This window comes from Bifidobacterium ramosum (assembly GCF_009299505.1).
GTDB lineage: Bacteria > Actinomycetota > Actinomycetes > Actinomycetales > Bifidobacteriaceae > Bifidobacterium > Bifidobacterium ramosum.
Genome location: NZ_WBSM01000003.1, coordinates 1 through 16,066 on the forward strand (window position 1 = coordinate 1; position 16,066 = coordinate 16,066).

Consider the following 16,066-nt stretch of genomic DNA (forward strand, 5'->3'; position numbering starts at 1 on the left):
CCCCCCCCCCCGGCACTGTTGTGATCGTTGCGACGCGCGCCGGTGCCGGCGCTGTCGTTTGCCGCTTTGAACGACTGCCGCCACCGTGCGAAGCAGTGTTCGATGCGCTTGTGACCGATCAGTGCGGGATCGAGTCCGGCCTCACGAAACAGTTTGACCGGCGATGCCCCTTCGTTATACTGACGGATGCAGTATTCCTTGAACGCGTCGGAGTACGTGATGCGTTTGCGCGACGCTGCGACGACGGCTGGCAATGATCTGAGATATGCGACTTCCTCGGGGCTGAAGGCCCCTCCTCCGCTGGCCAACGGAACCTCCTTATGCGGCAGCGATCGGCTCCGATCCCTCCGATCGGCGCTCATCGGGGTGTTTTCATTGTCCTCATCACAGCCAAACAACCCCTTATCGCTGTTGGTTCAAAACTAGTCCCGCTGCATGCGGCATGCTTTACCCCCTTAAGGGGTAATTTTCCGCCCCGTAACCCCGTCGATACGAGGTTCGAGACTCCGTCGTCTTCCCAACGGACATACAGCCGATTCATACGACAAAAACGGCTGTATGTCCGTTAAGATGCAGGTCGCTCGCGCCCCGTCATTCTCCCGCTCCCTTCTCTCAACGGACATACAGCCGATACCACCCCACATATCGGCCGTATGTCCGTTAGAGGCACACGGCAGAGAACCCCGCACAGAGCTCCATCAGCCACCTGCACAGACCTGCACAAACACCCGCACAGCCCCTCGACGATGGACGTCTACAGCTGCTGCGCAATGGCCTGATCCAAGGCCTCCTTGAACTTCACATTCAGAGACTTCCGCGCCTCGGAGATGGACTCGCCCTTGCGGTACTCGGCCAAAGCCGAATCAACCAGCCGGATATCCGCGTCGATATCGTCCTTCCCGCCGGCCTCCGCCCGCCGCTGGCCCACGTACAGCGCGTAATACACTTTCTGGTCGTACACCGACATTCCCAGCTGCCCCATGCGCTCGCGATACGCATAATACCGGTCGATGTAACCCGGCAGCCTGTCGAGATCGAACTTGGGTTCCCCGTTGTTCGCCCCGCCGAAAATGTCGTAGTAGTAGTCGACGAACAGCCGCTTCTTCTGCATCCCGACACGTTCCGGATATCCCTTGATCGTATACAGTATCTGCGCGAGCTTTTCCATATCGATACGCCGGGTGTATTCCCGTTGCCCACCGTGCGTTCCCATGTCGAGACCGGTATCGCCGACCTTGCGCACATATAGGATGCCTTTTTCGCGCAGGTATTGCTCAATGCGGATCTGCACCGGATCGACCGATTTGAGATCCGCCGGGGACACCGCATTCTGGCTGTTCGTGAATTCGGCGATCTTATTGCCGAGGTCGGGGTCGCCCTTCGTGCTGAACAATCGCACGAGCAGGGACGGCATCGCCAGTTCGTCCTCGCCGCTCTTGAGGCCGGCCTTCCACTGGTACAGCGTCCGCAGGGTCTGGCCGCCGTTGACCACTTGGAAGTCGCGTATCGTGAAGTGGTATTTCTTGTGTCCGTTTTCCGGCTGGGCGGTGATGTCGTCTGCGATGATGGTGACGCCGTTGTTGTACATGAAGAACCGGGTCGGCTCCTGCGTCAGCGTCTGGATCATCGACTTGTTGTACGACGAGCGTTCGCCGAGATAGCCGCGCACGTTGTCGTACAGCACCTGGAAGTCGAGTCCGGCGTCGCGCAGCGCGGACAGATCCGACAGCGCGTAGTTGTTTGCCAGCGCCGTGTCCTTTGCCGTAATACGAATGAGTTCGCAGGCCGGCATTCTGACAAGGTACGACTTCGCCGACGACAGGTCGGATTCGGTGAACGACAGCGCGGCGTCGGAGTCCACGATGAATTCCGCTGTGGTGTCGTGCGGCCGTTCGTCGAGATAGACGAGCAGGTCATCGAGCACGACCGGCTGGTAGTCGATGTCGTATTGCCGTTGGATGAGGTCGAGTTCCGGCGTGGGGTCGATCGGATGGGATTCGTTGGAGATGTGGAACAGACGTGTGGTCCATATCTCCGATGAGTTCTCGCGCTGTATGATCGCCTCGAGTTTCTCCTTCGGCCGCCCGGCGAAGCCGGACGCATCCTCCTGGGCGACGGCCATCAGGAACTTGGTGGAATCGACGGCGTCCTGCAGGTGCTGCCCGGCCTGGACCTTGAAGCTTTCCCGATATTTGAAGTTGAAGAGGTTGATGACGTGGTTGTCTTCATCGAACAGCACCGCGTCCACACCGCCGTCGTTGCTGCCCGGTTCGTGGAAAATGGTTCCGCAGAAACTGGTATCGATGATGCTGTCAAGGATGACGCGGAAATCCTTCTGCCCCGTCGCGCACTCGATCCCGAGGAAGTAGAAGCCGAGCCGGGCCTTATCGACATCGTTGAGCGCATCGTTCCGGAAATCGGCGATCTCTTGTTGGATGAGATCGAATTGTTTGAGGGCCTTGAGCTGGACTAGTTTGAAATCGTTTCTGGTGGCCATGGCTGCCGCGCTTTCGATAGGAATGATTGTGATGGTGGATGCTGTGGATTCGAACAACCGGAGGAACACGAGCGGTCATCCGAAGTAACAAAAGGTCCACAGCTCATACGTGCTGTGGACCTTTTGGCTATCTATCGATCCGACGGACGAGCATGCGCGTCAGATCGTCAACGTCGCATCAGGCGCGGAGAGCGCGCTTGGTGGAACGGGACTTGCCGTACACGGTGATGGCAGCGGCGGCGAGCAGCAGGCCGACCATCGTGAACAGCGCGGTGCCGGCGGCACCGGTGAGCGGGAGCTGGGCGGCGGACTTCACGTTGAGGACCGTAGCCGTAGACGCATCAGCAGCGCCCGGGGTGACCAGGTGCAGGTTGTCCTGCTTGATCGTGGCAACACCATTCTTGACGGTGACGGTGAACTCAGCGAGGAAGTTCTTGTCATAACCGGCCTGCGGGGTGGTTTCCTTCACCACGTAGTCGCCATCGGCCAGACCACGGACGTACAGGGAGCCGTCCGCGGTGCCAACCTTGGCGGTCGTCAGATCAGCAGTCGCGCCCTTGGTGTCGGCAGCGGCCTTGACGTACTTGCCATCGGCTTCCTTGGTGAAGACCAGCTTGTTGGCATCGGCGACGGAGTCCTTGTACACGTTGAACGTGACACCGTTCAGACCCGTGTTGTCCTTGTTGACCTTCTGGAAGTTGAAGCCAGCGGTCGGCAGTTCAACGGTCTTGCCCTCGGACTCGGTGTCGCTGTTATTCTTCACGGTCGCGGTGTTGGTGACCTCATTCACGGCATCCGTGGTCACGGTGCCGGTGTAGGTGACCTGAATCGTCTTGCCGGCGTAATCCTTGGCGTTCGTGACGACGATCGTGGTGGTCGTGCCGTTCGCGTCAGCAGCGGAACCGGTTTGGGTGAGGGTGTAGTCACCGGCGGCCTGATCCGTGGTCTGGGTCAGATCCTTGTCAGTGCCATTCGCGTTGCCCTCGAGCACCGTGACCTTGAAGCCCGGGTTGGTGGTCACGTCGAGGCCCTTGGAAGCGACATCCTTGAACGTCACCGCATAGGAATCGTAGCCAGCGGCCACATCCGGAACCTTGGACGTAATCGTGTAGTTCACGGTGTCGCCGACGTTCACGGACGTCTTGTCAGCGGTCTTGGTCGGCGGCGGAGTCACATGATCCTCGCCCTTCGAGTTGAACGAGCCAACAGCCGTGATGTCCTTCTGGCCATCAGGCGTGTTCAGCGCGATCTTCGCAGCGGTCGCGTCAGTCAGCGTGGACGCGACGATAGCAGTCGCGCCACCCCTCGCTCCGGCCTTGGTGTCGGTGACGATGTACCAGCCCTCGGCAAGGTTCTCGAGCTTCGCAGCGGAACCGTCCGTACCATCGACCGTCTTATCGGCGGTCTTGCCGGTCAGCACAAGCGCATCGGCGAACTGGCGCAGCTGAGACGGAGTCAACGTAGCGACATACGCGGCCCAGTTGTTCTGGTAGACGTTCGCATCGTTGCCAGTCGGCGTCAACTTGGCCGTATCGAGAGCGCTTTTGAGCGTCTCGTTCCAACCGTCAGCCGTGGCGACGTCAAGAGTCGTCTTGCCGTTGGCCGTCGTCGGGTTGGAGAACGTGGCGAACTTGTAGGCCGTATACGTGTGATCGGTCTGCGAGTTGTTCACCGTGATCGACGGATCACCCTCGGCCGCGTTGGCGGTGGTGGCGCCGAGGGCGAGACCACCGAACAGGGTCGCCGCAGCGGCGACACCCGCGAAAAGCTTCCTCAACTTCATGAGAAACCCTCTCTTCCTTGATTTCCTTGTGATTATTTGGTTATTGCTTTTCTGCAATCGCGGAGGCAGGAACCGTTTCCGGCTTCCGCGATCCGCAAATCCTGATACGAGAGCGAACGCCCTCGACTCATACCGTCAGCCCTTTGCGCCTGCGGTATTCGTAGGTCAACGCCAACGCGAGCGCGGCCATCGCGGCGAACGCGCCGCCGCCGATCAGCCAGTCACGAGCCGACGCGTCGCCACCGGTCAACGGCAACTCCGACACCGCCACATACGCATTCACGAACGTGGGAGCGGTATTGCCGTCGTTGTCGTACGCGACCGTCGCGCTCAGCGAACCGTCAGCATCGTTCTTCTTGACCGTCACCGTGACGGTGTACGTGGAGTCGTCGTACTTCCAGCCGGCGGCTTTCTCCGTATCGTTTTCCTTGACGGAGAACGTGTACGTGCCTTCCTTCGTGAACGTCAGTTCGGAGAACGCACCATCGGTGACTGACTTGTCGTCCTTCACGCCGACGCGCTGCGTCGTACCGTCCTCGATCTCACCGACCGTGTGAGCGGACAGCGTCACGCAATCCTTCCAGTCGGCCGCGGCGCACTGAGTGAGTTTCGTATCGCCGGCCGTCACATCGGCATTGATCGTATCCGTACGAACCAGCGAGAACGTGAAGTTCTTGTCGTTCGCACCGGACCAATCCGCGCCCTTCACCTGCTTGTTCAGCGAGATACGGGCCTTCGCATCGACGGTCTCGTCGGCAAACTGCACGATCACCGAACCGGTGACGAGGTTGCTCAGACGAAGATCACCGAGATTCGTATGATTGGCCTCGGCATTGTAGTCGGAATCTTTTTCCGACGCGGACGGCACCGCATCTTGGGTCGAGCTGACCAATCCCCAGCCTTCGTCGAACGCATACAACGTATCGCCGCCAGCCTGACGCGCGCTGTAGCCGTATGCCAGCACCGGGCTGCCGTCGACGTCGTACTTCAGTTGCAGATCCGTGGTCGTCTTGCCCGTTGCGGTCACGATCTCGTTCTTATCGACCTTGGCACGGTATCCCTCGGCCGCAGTCGCACCTACCGTCGGGGAACCGCTCGTGGCATTGAATTCGCTGACGCTGCGCGGCGAGCTCTTGATCCACGTCAGTGTGTTGTCCACGTCATCGTTCGTGGCGAACGACGACATCGGGCGCACCAACCAGCCGGCGCCGCGGTACACGCGCATGTCGTCATCGGCCGAACCGGCATCGGCGAACACGCCGTAATCGTTCACCACGATCTTCGACTTGGTCGTATTCAGCTTGTAGCCGTTCGGCTGGCTGGTTTCGGCCAGGCAGTACGTGCCCTTGGTGAGCCTGTTGGCCCCCGTCGGGAAGAGACCTGAGCCGTTGATCTTCAGACCGTTCGCTGTCGATCCGCCGTTCACGGTCACCGTGTCGTATGCGTTGCCCAAGGTCGCCGTGGAGCAGTCGACATCCGCGCCGCTGACGCTGTCGCTGATCTTGTACAGCGAGAACGTCGCATTATCGGCGATCGACTTGCCGGCCTCATCGACCTTCTGCACGAACAGTTCGTTCTTGATGTTCGGAATGTAGAAGTTCGCGGAGAACTGTCGCGTGAAGTTCGCGAAGTTCATGCGCACGGTGTTATCCACCGTGACATTGTTCTTATCCGAGGAGTAGTAGTACGCGACCGTGTATTCGGTCTGGTCCTTCTCGTTGCTGCCGAGCAGGTAGTAGTACTTCTCGATGTCTCCGGGGAGGTTCTCGATATTGACCTCGTAGCCGCCGCTGGTGGTGGGTTCGAACTCGTTCGCTTCGCCATTGGCCTTATTGGCCTTATACGACTCGATCACGCCGGCCAAGCCAGTGGCCGTCGAGTACCGCCAGCCCTTGAGCTGATCGCCGGAGACGCCCTTCCACGCGGCATCCGAATTGATGTCGTCTACCGACTTGTCGCGCTTGAGGACCACGGCGAACATCACACCACCGTTATTGGGACTCGGGTCGATCGGGCGACCATCCACATCGGTGATGTTCGTGGTGGCGGTCGTGGTCACCTTGGCCAGAGCAAGGGAGCCGGTCTGCCACAGGCTGCCCGAATTGCTCGGATTGGTTTCCGACAGCACCACGCCGCTTTCGGTACCTGTGCCCTGCTCGTTGTCCACTACCCTGTAATGCAGGTGCATTTCCGTGGCGTCAGGCGCACGACGGTAGCCGTCCGGAACCTTGTCCTCCACGAGGGCGTAATGCGTGTAGTGGTTGGCGCCGGTGTACAGATCATCGAAGCTGACGATCTTGCCTTCCGCGTCCTTCAGAACCAGCGTGCCATCGCTTTCGGTCGTGCCGGTACCGATCTTGGTGCGACCGGCAGTTGAATACTTGTCGTCCGTGGCGTACAGCGAAAACTCCGCACCCGCGACCGCGGCGTTGTTCTGATCGACCTTGTGGATCTCGCTTTCCGGAATCGTCTTCAGGTTGAACTTCAGGCTCATGTTCGAATCCGTGTTGCCGCGTTCGAGATAGAAGAAGTTCAGCGTGTGATACGTGTTGTCGGCGAAGGTATCGCCCTTCCACGATGTCGTGTTCAACCGACGCGCCGCGTTATACAGCTCACGCAAGGTCGTATCGGATTCACCGCTCACGCGGACCGATCCGGTGCTGAAATCGATATCGAGCGTGGACGCGTTATGGATGCCGCCCAGATCACCGACCAGCACGCCGTCGATGAACACCCACACGTCATCGTCGCCGGAGAAGTGGTAGCTCATGCGCTCGCCCTTGCCGAGTCCCTCTTGGATGATGCCACCCTTCGGCTGCACGAAACGGGACGACATGGACAGACCGAAATAGTGGTTGAGCTGCGTGGAGCGGGAACTGATATCCTCCTGCGTCAAGTTGCCGCGCCGATTCTCATACAGAACATCGCTGGCGGCGTTGAACGGGAAGAACTGACCGTCCGTATTGCCGTCGTTGCCGCCATGCTTGACAGCCCACGTATCGTACAAGGTCCAAGCCTTCGAAGCCGTATCAAGCGTGGCGAAATTCGCGCTGTCGAACGTACCATCCTGGTACGCACTATTCATCGCGTTGTAGTAGTAATAACCGTTGCTATCCACCTGCAGCAAGCCCGAAGTATCCATATAGGCGCTTTTGCCGGTCACATTCGTTCCGTCAAACAGGTAGGACAGCGATTGGTTGCCATACGTGGCAGACAGTTGCGGATATCCGTCGACCAATATTCTCGACACAAGACCCTGTCGCGGAGTAGAGCTGGTCGTCCACTTATTGATAAGATCGCTGAAGGTACCGTCGTTATTCCTGAACTTCAAGCTGTGTCCGCCGTTAATGCCCGTATTGGCTATATTCCGGCAGTCCGTGTTGTCTTGAGAAGGATCTTGGCTGCATGCCCAGTAATCAAACGCGTTGATCGTCGTGCCGTTCGGCGACACGCCTTGCACGGTGTGGTCGTTCAACGCAGCGGGGATCACGGCCGCATCAGTCTGAGCATTATCCGCCTGCGGAGCGTCCTTGGCCGCATCGGACTTTGACTGATCAGCGGAAGTCTTGTCATCCGCCGGCTGATCGGGCTGCGGGGCGTCGGTCTTCTGCTGATCGCCGGACGTGTCAGCGGCCGTTCCGTCGGTTGCGTTGCCGGCCGAACCGTTAGTCGGATCGGTCGCCGCCGCATCATCCTTCACGGCGTCCGTTGCGTCGTTGGTCGCATCAGTCGTACCGTCGCCGGTTGTATCGGTCTTGGTCTGGTCGGTCGCCTGCTGCGTCTGCTGCGTAACGGTCGTGGCATCGTTCGCATCCGTCGCACCGTCGCCAGACTTGTCTCCCAACGCGAACGCCGTGCCGGAAACCGCCAGCGTGGCCAGCATCGCCACGGCAGACACCGATGCAACCAGACGTGCCGCGTTCTTGCGGTGCGTCTTGGCCGTCGCCTCACTCCATAGGTCTGAAATCTTCTTCATAGCCTCATCCATCGCCTATCTTTTCGGCGCATGCTGCCAGACACAAGCCAGTACACGCCCACTAATGAGTGAAGCTAATTCCCCCTTACTCAGGATGCGTACACCCCAGTAGGGTGCAGCACCTACCCCCACCCGCCGTCGATGCCAGCACACAAGCCGAATCCGTACCCCCGAACCAGCCGGCGTCGTTTTCCTCACAGACACATTCGCCCGGCGTGTCTATCCACATACCGAAATGAACGCATGGTGAACGTCGCCGATCCGCTCACACCGTGAACATTGCTGGATACGACAGTCATCCCCTCCCCTTGACGGACATACAGCCGATTCCACCGGTCAGATCGGCTGTATGTCCCGTTAGGATGCATGAGCCGCATCACGCTCAGTCAACCCACAGCCGACGTCGGCAGCCTCGCGCGTCCTTCCCCCAATCCTCAATCCTCAACGTACATACAGCCGATCAGCCCCACGGAATCGGCTGTATGTACGTTAAGGAAACAGAACAACATCCCGCGTCCCGGACCGCAACGTCACTTTCCCAACGGACATACAGCCGAAAACACCGGTCAAATCGGCTGTATGTCCGCTGAAAGAAGGTATGTCTACCTGACGAAGCCACCGTATGCCCTAACAGACATACAGCCGTTTTGACCGACCAAATCGGCTGGAAGTACGTTAGGCTGCATGAGCTGCATCACGCCCAGTCAATCCACAGCCGACGTCGGCAGCCTCGCGCGTCCTTCCCTCAACCCTCAATCCTCAACGTACATACAGCCGGTCAACCCCACAGAATCGGCTGTATGTCCGTTGGGAACAGGCATGACCACGCAACCAGACGACCATCCCGTTCCACCCGCCGGTCACGCGATGGCATTTCATTTTCATATTCCATCACGTGCGCTTCCATGTGGTCACGCGATGGAATATCACACACATTTTCCATCCCGTGACCGCAGCGCCGACGGACAAAATCGTAAGATCGGCCATTTTTCAACGATCCGTTAATCACGGGACGGCAATCGCCCCTCGTTTTCCATCCTGTGACCGGCATTCCTGTCACAGGATGGAAAAACGCACAGAATTTCCATCGTGTGACCGTCGCATCCATCCATCATCACCGAACGTAATCACCGTCACTCTTGAGCCGCACTCAACGCGACCGTGAAGACGGTCACCGATTCGTATCGAGCCGGCCGCAGCCGGGCACGCTCAGTCGGCTCGGAACACGCTGCGCAAGCACTCACGGAACGTACATACAGCCGTTGCCGCCAGCCGAATCGGCTGTATGTACGTTGGAGAAAAGGCATGTCTACTTGGAGAAGCCGCCTCATACCCCAACGGGCATCCGGTACCCCAACGGACATACAGCCGTTTTGACCGACCAAATCGGCTGGATGTCCGTTGGGATGCATGAGCCGTATCACGCTCAGTCAACTCACAGCCGACGTCGGCAACTTCGCGCGCCTCTTCTTCAACCCTCAGCCCTCAACGTACATACAGTCGATCAGCCCCACGGAATCGGCTGAATGTCCGTGAAGACAATGAAACGTTCCGACATCAACAACGTCACCACCTACCCTAACGGATATCCAGCTAGTTCAGCGGGTTACATCGGCTGTATGTCCGTTAGGGGAATGGGAACATGCTTCGTCATTGGTCCCATCATCACGTCACCGCATGTACCAGATCTCCTCTCTAACGGACATACAGCCGAAAACACCGACCGAATCGGCTGTATGTCCGTTGAGAGGATGAGCAACAACGCGAAAAGGCCGGAAACCTTGCAAATCCTAGGTTTCCGGCCTTTCGTGGAGCGGATGACGGGAATCGAACCCGCGTAATCAGTTTGGAAGACTGAGGCTCTACCATTGAGCTACATCCGCGTGCCGCTTGTGACGACTTGTGCCATTATACACAAATCCCCACGCGCGGCAACCCGACGTTCCGGGCGGTCATACGACGGCGGCACCGCACGAGTCGCGCAATACGACCGTACGCAACCGCACAGTCACTGCGAACCGTGACCGTACGCAACCGCACGACCTATCACACGATCTACCGCACGACGACGCGACCTTCGTACGGTTCGAGATCGGCGTCCATCGAGTTCATGATGTACTGCGATCCATTGAGGTGCACGTGCTGCGGATGCTCGGAGAAGTTGAACAGTCCGACGATGGTGCGCTCGTCGCCAGCCAAACCGGTCGAACCGGCACCACCGGCACCACCGGCCGAACCGGCGACTCCATCCGCACCCGGCACGGCACCGCCGACCTTGCGCACCACCGCAAGCACCGAGTCGTTGAACGTATCCCACGTCGACACCCACGCGTCCGGCGCGAAGCACGGATCGTCGCGCATCTCGCGCAGACCCTCCATGCCTTCCCACAGCTCGTGCTGCAGCGTGCCCGGCTTCTTGCGCAGTGCGGCGGCCGACCAGTCGAACTTGCTGCGGTGCAGGTTGCGGCTGTCCTCCACGCGATCCGGATCCTCCTTGTAGTCCCAGCCGTTGAGCTGCGCGATCTCGTCGCCGCAGTTGAGCATCGGGAAGCCGCGCAGGAACGCCATCGCGCGGTGCATGAGCAGGTCACGCTTCACGGCCTGCTCCAGCTTCGGCTTGTCGTGCGTGATGATCGCCTTCTCGATGCCGCACAGGCTTGCGGTCGTGCCGCAGCTGCGCGCGTCGCGGGTCGCCTCGTCGTAGTTGTACAGCTCGCCCATCGACCAGCTGCCCGGCACCGCGCCCTCGTAGAAGTGGTACAGGAACTCCTTGTGCAGCAGCGGATCGATGCCGATGTAGCGCTCCACATCCTCGTCGAGACCCCAGCCGATGTCGTCGTGGCAACGCAGGTAGTTCACGAACCAGCAGTTCTCGGGCAGGGCGTTAAGCTTGTCGATCTGCGCCTTGAGCAGCCGCACGTCGCGGCTGGCAAGCGCGCTCCACAGGTTCACCATGATCGACACGTTGTACAGCATGTGGCATTCGGGCGCTTCAGGCGTGCCGAAGTACGCGGCGAGCTCCTTCGGCGCCATGACGACCTCGCCCTTGAGCACCACGGCTGGGCACACGCATTCGAGGATGATGCGCAGGATGCGCACGATGGTGTGCACGGTCGGCAGGTTGCGGCAGTTGGTGCCGAGCTCCTTCCAGATGTACGGCACCGCGTCGATGCGGAACACCTCGACGCCGAGGTTCGCGAGGTGCATGACGCTCGACATCATGGCGACGAGCACCTTCGGATTGCGGTAGTTGAGATCCCACTGGAACGGGTAGAACTGGGTCATGACCCACTTGTGCATCTGCTCGTTCCACGTGAAGTTTCCGGGTGCGGAGCCGGGGAAGACCTGCGGCACGACGGCGTCGTACTGGTCCGGGATGGTGCGGTCGTCGTAGCAGAAGTAGTAGTCCTGGTATTCCGGGTCGCCGGCCTGCGCGGCCTTGGCCCAGCGGTGCGTGGACGCGGTGTGGTTCATCACGAAGTCAAGGCACAGGCTGATGCCGGCCTTGCGCAGCTTCTTGGTGAGGTTCGCAAGGTCCTCGTTGGTGCCGAGCGACGGGTCGACGTTGTCGAAGTCCTCGACCGCGTAGCCACCGTCGTTGTTCGGGTGCGGCATCTGCAGCAGCGGCATGAGGTGCAGGTAGGTGAGCTTCTGCTCCTTGAGGTACGGGATCTTCGCGGCGAGCTGTTTGAGATCGCCGGCAAACAGGTCGGTGTACATGGTCATGCCGAACATGTCGCCGCGCTTGTACCACTCGGGGTCGGCCTCGCGCGCGACGTCGAGCTGGCGCAGGTCCTTGGGGCGCGCCGCGGCGGCCGCGGTCATCGCGTCGACGAGCTGGTCGTAGGCGGCACGGTCGTGGTACAGGCTCATGACGAGGCGTTCGAGTTCCTCGCGGTGACGGTCGAGGCGGACCTGGAAGATCGCGTCGGGTTTCGCGGGGCGGGTCGCGGCGGCGGACTTGGTGGCCGTGGTTGACTTTGCCGACTTTGCCGACTTGGCTGATTTTGCTGACGTTGACTTGGCTGCGGTGCGACGGGTTGCGGTCGCGGACTTGGTCCGGGTCGTACGGGATGCGGTACCGGTGGACGACGCGGACTTGGTCCGGGTCGTCTTGGTGGCGCGGGTCGCCGACACGGTGGCCTTGGCGGGTGCGGTCTTGGACTGCGCGGATGCGGATGCGGCAGATGCGGATTCGGCGGATGCGGTCTCGACCGTGGACGATGCGCTGGTCATACGAAACTCCTTCGTTTCCGGGGGATATCGGATCGACCTCGCGATGGGCTGCGTCGATCCTCGATCTTGCGTTATATTGCAGCCGATTATGTCAAACCGGTTCGACATCAACGACACGACCACCTCCCGGCGCAACGAATCATTTTCTTCATACTTCTTAACGGACAACCAGCCGATTCGCCCCACCAAATCGGCTGTATGTCCGTTAAAAAAACACAAGAACACGTAAGAACGTAAGAAGCAATACGACGTAAGAAGCAATACGAGAAAGCACCACAATGAAAAATCACAACGAAAAATCACAGGCACAGACCCACGAATTCACGCCCCTCCCCTCTAACGGACATACAGCCGATTCGGGTACATCAATCGGCTGTATGTCCGTTGAGGATGAAGACGGAAACCAACAAGAAAATCAGGACGCACCCAACCGTCACGAACTCCTGCTCCCCTAACGGACAACCAGCCGATTCGGGCACATCAATCGACTGGATGCCCGTTAGAGAGGAAGGAGCGAGAGTATGAGAGAAGAAAGACCGTTCCCAAGTCTATCTCCACCAACCTTTCCCAACGGACATCCAGCCGATTCACCCCACCACATCGACTGTATGTCCGTTGAGGAAAAGAGTGGCGAGACGGAGGCGCAAGGACGCGTACCGCGTGCGGCTCCCCTCTCCGAGGGGAGCTGTCGAGCGCAGCGAGACTGAGGGGAGCGGCGGGACGCCCGCCCGATCACGCATCCAGCACGACGACTGCGGACGCGACCGGACCATCATGACTCAACGACACATGCCATCGCACAGCCGGCCATCGGTCAACCGGAAACCCACGCCGCAACGCGGCTTCGACATCGGCGGCCAGTACCACGTGCGGCACGCCGTGCGCATCGTCGAGTATCTCGATCCTCGACCACGGGAAATCATCCAGCGTATACGGCAACTCGCGCACGCCGGCAGCCGCACCGTCATCCGCGACAGTCGCCAGTGCCTCGCACCACGCCTTGAGCACAGCTTCCTTGCCGGCCCACTTCGCCGCCAGATGCACGGCCTCGCCATCATGTTTCCGCATCGCCCGCGCCGATGCCTGCCGCAGCTCACGCACAGAGAACAGTCCGCGCATCCGCGTTCCGGGTTCGGCCAGTTGCGCCGTGAACGCGGCCACGTCGACCACGTCATGCCCCAGTCCCAGCATTGTCGTCCTCCTTATATATAGCGCATTAAAGTGTCCGCACGTATGATCATGCATCGTACATTCGCGCGCGCAACCGCATACGCCATAACCACATGTCCGTCCACAACCATAAACGGACATACAGCCGAAACCACTGCCGGAATCGGCCGTATGTCCGTTGAAGAGCGGTGCATGAAACATACAAGGCTGCCATAAGCGCTTCATCGCCTTTCCCCTTTAACGGACATACAGCCGATTCCATAGGTCAAATCGGCTGTATGTCCGTTAAAAGAGAGGGGATCCCAGAGAGAAGGACCGTTCCGACGCTCGGTCCCATCTCTCCCCTCTAACGTACATACAGCCGAAAACGTGGCCCGAATCGGCTGCATGTACGTCATATGAGAAAAAACAAACGGACATACAGCCGATTCCACGGGGTAAATCGACTGTATGTCCGTTGGAGAAAGACGCAGCACACGCAAGCCAAGCGAGCTACTTCTGCCAGCCGACGTCCTCCACGTGCAGCAGCATGCCACTGCCGGTCGAGGAGAATCCGGCCGGACCGAAGTTCGCCAACCCGTCCTTCACCGCGAACGACGTCGGCCCGTTCCACATTGGCAGACGCGTGTACCGCTTCATCGCGCTCTTCTCCAGCGTGTTGAACATGTCGCGCGCCTTGTCGGCGTCGGGCTCGGCGGAGATCTGGTCGAGCACTTTCTGCTGTTCGGCCGTGCCGCCCCACTCGTTGGCCGCGTCGGAACCGTAGGAGCCGGAGCCGGCGGTCGAGTAGCCGAACGGATCGGTGTTCTCGCCGCCGACCGTCATCGCCTGCCACGACGCGTTCTCAAGTACCTGCGCGAACTTGGCGCTCACCTGCACGTCCATGTCGACCTTGATGCCGGCCTTCTTCAGCATGCTCTGGAACGCCGCGGCGATCGCGGTGGTGGTGCTGTCGTCGCTGAACATCGTCCACTTGATCTCGAGCGGCTTGCCGCCCTTCTCGTAGTAGCCGTCGGAGCCGAGCGTGTAGCCGGCCGACTCGAGCGTCTTCTTGGCGTTCGCGGTACTGTAGTTGCCCTCGTCGGGGAAGTTGTTCTCGTAGCCCTTCTGGAACGGCAGGATGACGTTCGACGTGGTGATGTCCTGGTTCCAGTCCATGCCCTGGAACTTGATCTTGGCGAGCTGCTTACGGTCGACGGCCTGGCTGACGGCCTTGCGTACCTCGACGTTGTCGAGCGGCGTGGAGTCGACGTTGAGCACGATGTAGTACAGCGAGTTGCCGTAGCCGATGCGCAGCGACACGTCCTTCGTGGAGCGGGCGCTCTTGATGGCGTCGACCGTGCCGGCCTCCATCGCGTCGGTTTCGCCGTTGAGGAAAGCGTTGGTCGCGGCCTGCGTCTCCATCGCCTTGAACGTGACCTTGTCGAGCTTCGGCTTGTTGCCCCACCACTTCGGGTTCGGCGTGAAGACGATTTGCGACTCGTTGAAGCTGTCGACCACGAACGGGCCGGCGCCCCACTCGCTGTGCGGGTTGTTGGCCCAGCCCTGCGCGAAGACCTGTGCGTCCTGGTTCTTCGGGTGCATAAGGTAGCCGAACAACGACTCGTACGGATAGTACGGCTTCGAGAAGGTCACCACGGCCTGCTTGTCGTTGTCGCCGCGCTTGACGCTCGCGATGTTGCTGTAGCCGGTGGTGCCGGACGCCGAGTACTCCGTGTTCTCGCCGTTCATGGTCTTCCACACGGTTTCGAATGCGGTCCAGTCGATCGGCGTGCCGTCGTTCCAGTTGGCTTTCGGATTGATGTTGTACACGACGGTTTCCGGATCGGTCGACGTGAGCTTGACCGACGTGAGATAGTCAGGGTTCGGCGTGACCGTACCGCCGTCGACGCTGTAGTCCCACAGGCGCGGCATGTACATCTGCCACAGCCATCCGGTGTAGGCGGTGAAGCCGGCGGTGGTGTTCAGATTGAAGTTGGGTCCGATCGACGAGATCGGCAGGGTGAGGGTGCCGCCTTGCTTGATGTTGTCGCGTGACTGCGTGTTGTTGTATGCCTTGGTGGCGGACGGCATCGGCAGGGTGCCCTTGTAGGACGACGGTGTGCCGGATGCGGGTTCTTCCTTCAGCGTTTCGCCGCTGGCGTTGTTCGATGATCCGCATGCGCCCAGTGCGACGACAAGTGCCGCCGCGCTCAGCGCGACGACGGTCCGGCGGGCGATGCGTGTCATGGTGGTGGTCATGGTAGTCATGGTGATCATGAAGTGCCTTCCTCTCGGCTCGCGTTGGGTTATCGATACTCAAGCTTGTGACCGTATGGTAGGCAGCGCGCATGTCGCATACGACCGATTGTCCACGACGCGTACGCGACTGGACATGTCGGGGTAACCGGTTCGTAACACTCGC

7 protein-coding genes and 1 tRNA gene are annotated in these 16,066 nt (G+C 60.0%); all 8 read right to left on the reverse strand.

Features of this window, described 5'->3' with window-relative positions:
* Positions 1-308 (reverse strand): HTH domain-containing protein (locus DSM100688_RS04255; protein WP_338070096.1); only part of this gene is annotated, 308 nt, incomplete at its 3' end.
* 446 nt (positions 309-754) lie between these two features.
* Entirely contained in the window at positions 755-2,497 is a 1,743-nt protein-coding gene (locus DSM100688_RS04260; protein ID WP_152357923.1) for an AIPR family protein, read from the reverse strand.
* Positions 2,498-2,675: 178 nt separating this feature from the next.
* Entirely contained in the window at positions 2,676-4,280 is a 1,605-nt protein-coding gene (locus DSM100688_RS04265; protein WP_152357924.1) for a SpaH/EbpB family LPXTG-anchored major pilin, read from the reverse strand.
* A gap of 127 nt (positions 4,281-4,407) precedes the next feature.
* Positions 4,408-8,256, reverse strand: coding sequence for a Spy0128 family protein (locus DSM100688_RS04270; protein WP_163146839.1), 3,849 nt, complete (start codon positions 8,254-8,256; stop codon positions 4,408-4,410).
* Positions 8,257-10,065: 1,809 nt separating this feature from the next.
* Positions 10,066-10,139, reverse strand: a tRNA-Gly gene (locus tag DSM100688_RS04275).
* Between the two features lie 172 nt (positions 10,140-10,311).
* Positions 10,312-12,492, reverse strand: coding sequence for an alpha-amylase family protein (locus DSM100688_RS04280; RefSeq protein ID WP_152357926.1), 2,181 nt, complete (start codon positions 12,490-12,492; stop codon positions 10,312-10,314).
* 732 nt (positions 12,493-13,224) lie between these two features.
* Positions 13,225-13,683, reverse strand: a complete 459-nt coding sequence (locus tag DSM100688_RS04285; RefSeq protein WP_152357927.1) for a holo-ACP synthase — start codon at positions 13,681-13,683, stop codon at positions 13,225-13,227.
* A 471-nt stretch (positions 13,684-14,154) separates the two neighbouring features.
* Positions 14,155-15,921 carry an ABC transporter family substrate-binding protein gene (locus DSM100688_RS04290; protein WP_239519353.1) on the reverse strand — a complete coding sequence of 589 codons (1,767 nt, stop codon included), beginning with the start codon at positions 15,919-15,921 and terminating at the stop codon, positions 14,155-14,157.
* Positions 15,922-16,066 lie beyond the last annotated feature (145 nt).

Excerpts from the sequence above, each read along its gene's own strand:
- DSM100688_RS04260 (WP_152357923.1), bottom strand. The coding sequence starts at position 2,497 with ATGGCCACCAGAAACGATTTCAAACTAGTCCAGCTCAAGGCCCTCAAA.
- DSM100688_RS04265 (WP_152357924.1), bottom strand. The coding sequence starts at position 4,280 with ATGAAGTTGAGGAAGCTTTTCGCGGGTGTCGCCGCTGCGGCGACCCTG.
- DSM100688_RS04270 (WP_163146839.1), bottom strand. The coding sequence starts at position 8,256 with ATGAAGAAGATTTCAGACCTATGGAGTGAGGCGACGGCCAAGACGCAC.
- DSM100688_RS04280 (WP_152357926.1), bottom strand. The coding sequence starts at position 12,492 with ATGACCAGCGCATCGTCCACGGTCGAGACCGCATCCGCCGAATCCGCA.
- DSM100688_RS04285 (WP_152357927.1), bottom strand. The coding sequence starts at position 13,683 with ATGCTGGGACTGGGGCATGACGTGGTCGACGTGGCCGCGTTCACGGCG.
- DSM100688_RS04290 (WP_239519353.1), bottom strand. The coding sequence starts at position 15,921 with ATGATCACCATGACTACCATGACCACCACCATGACACGCATCGCCCGC.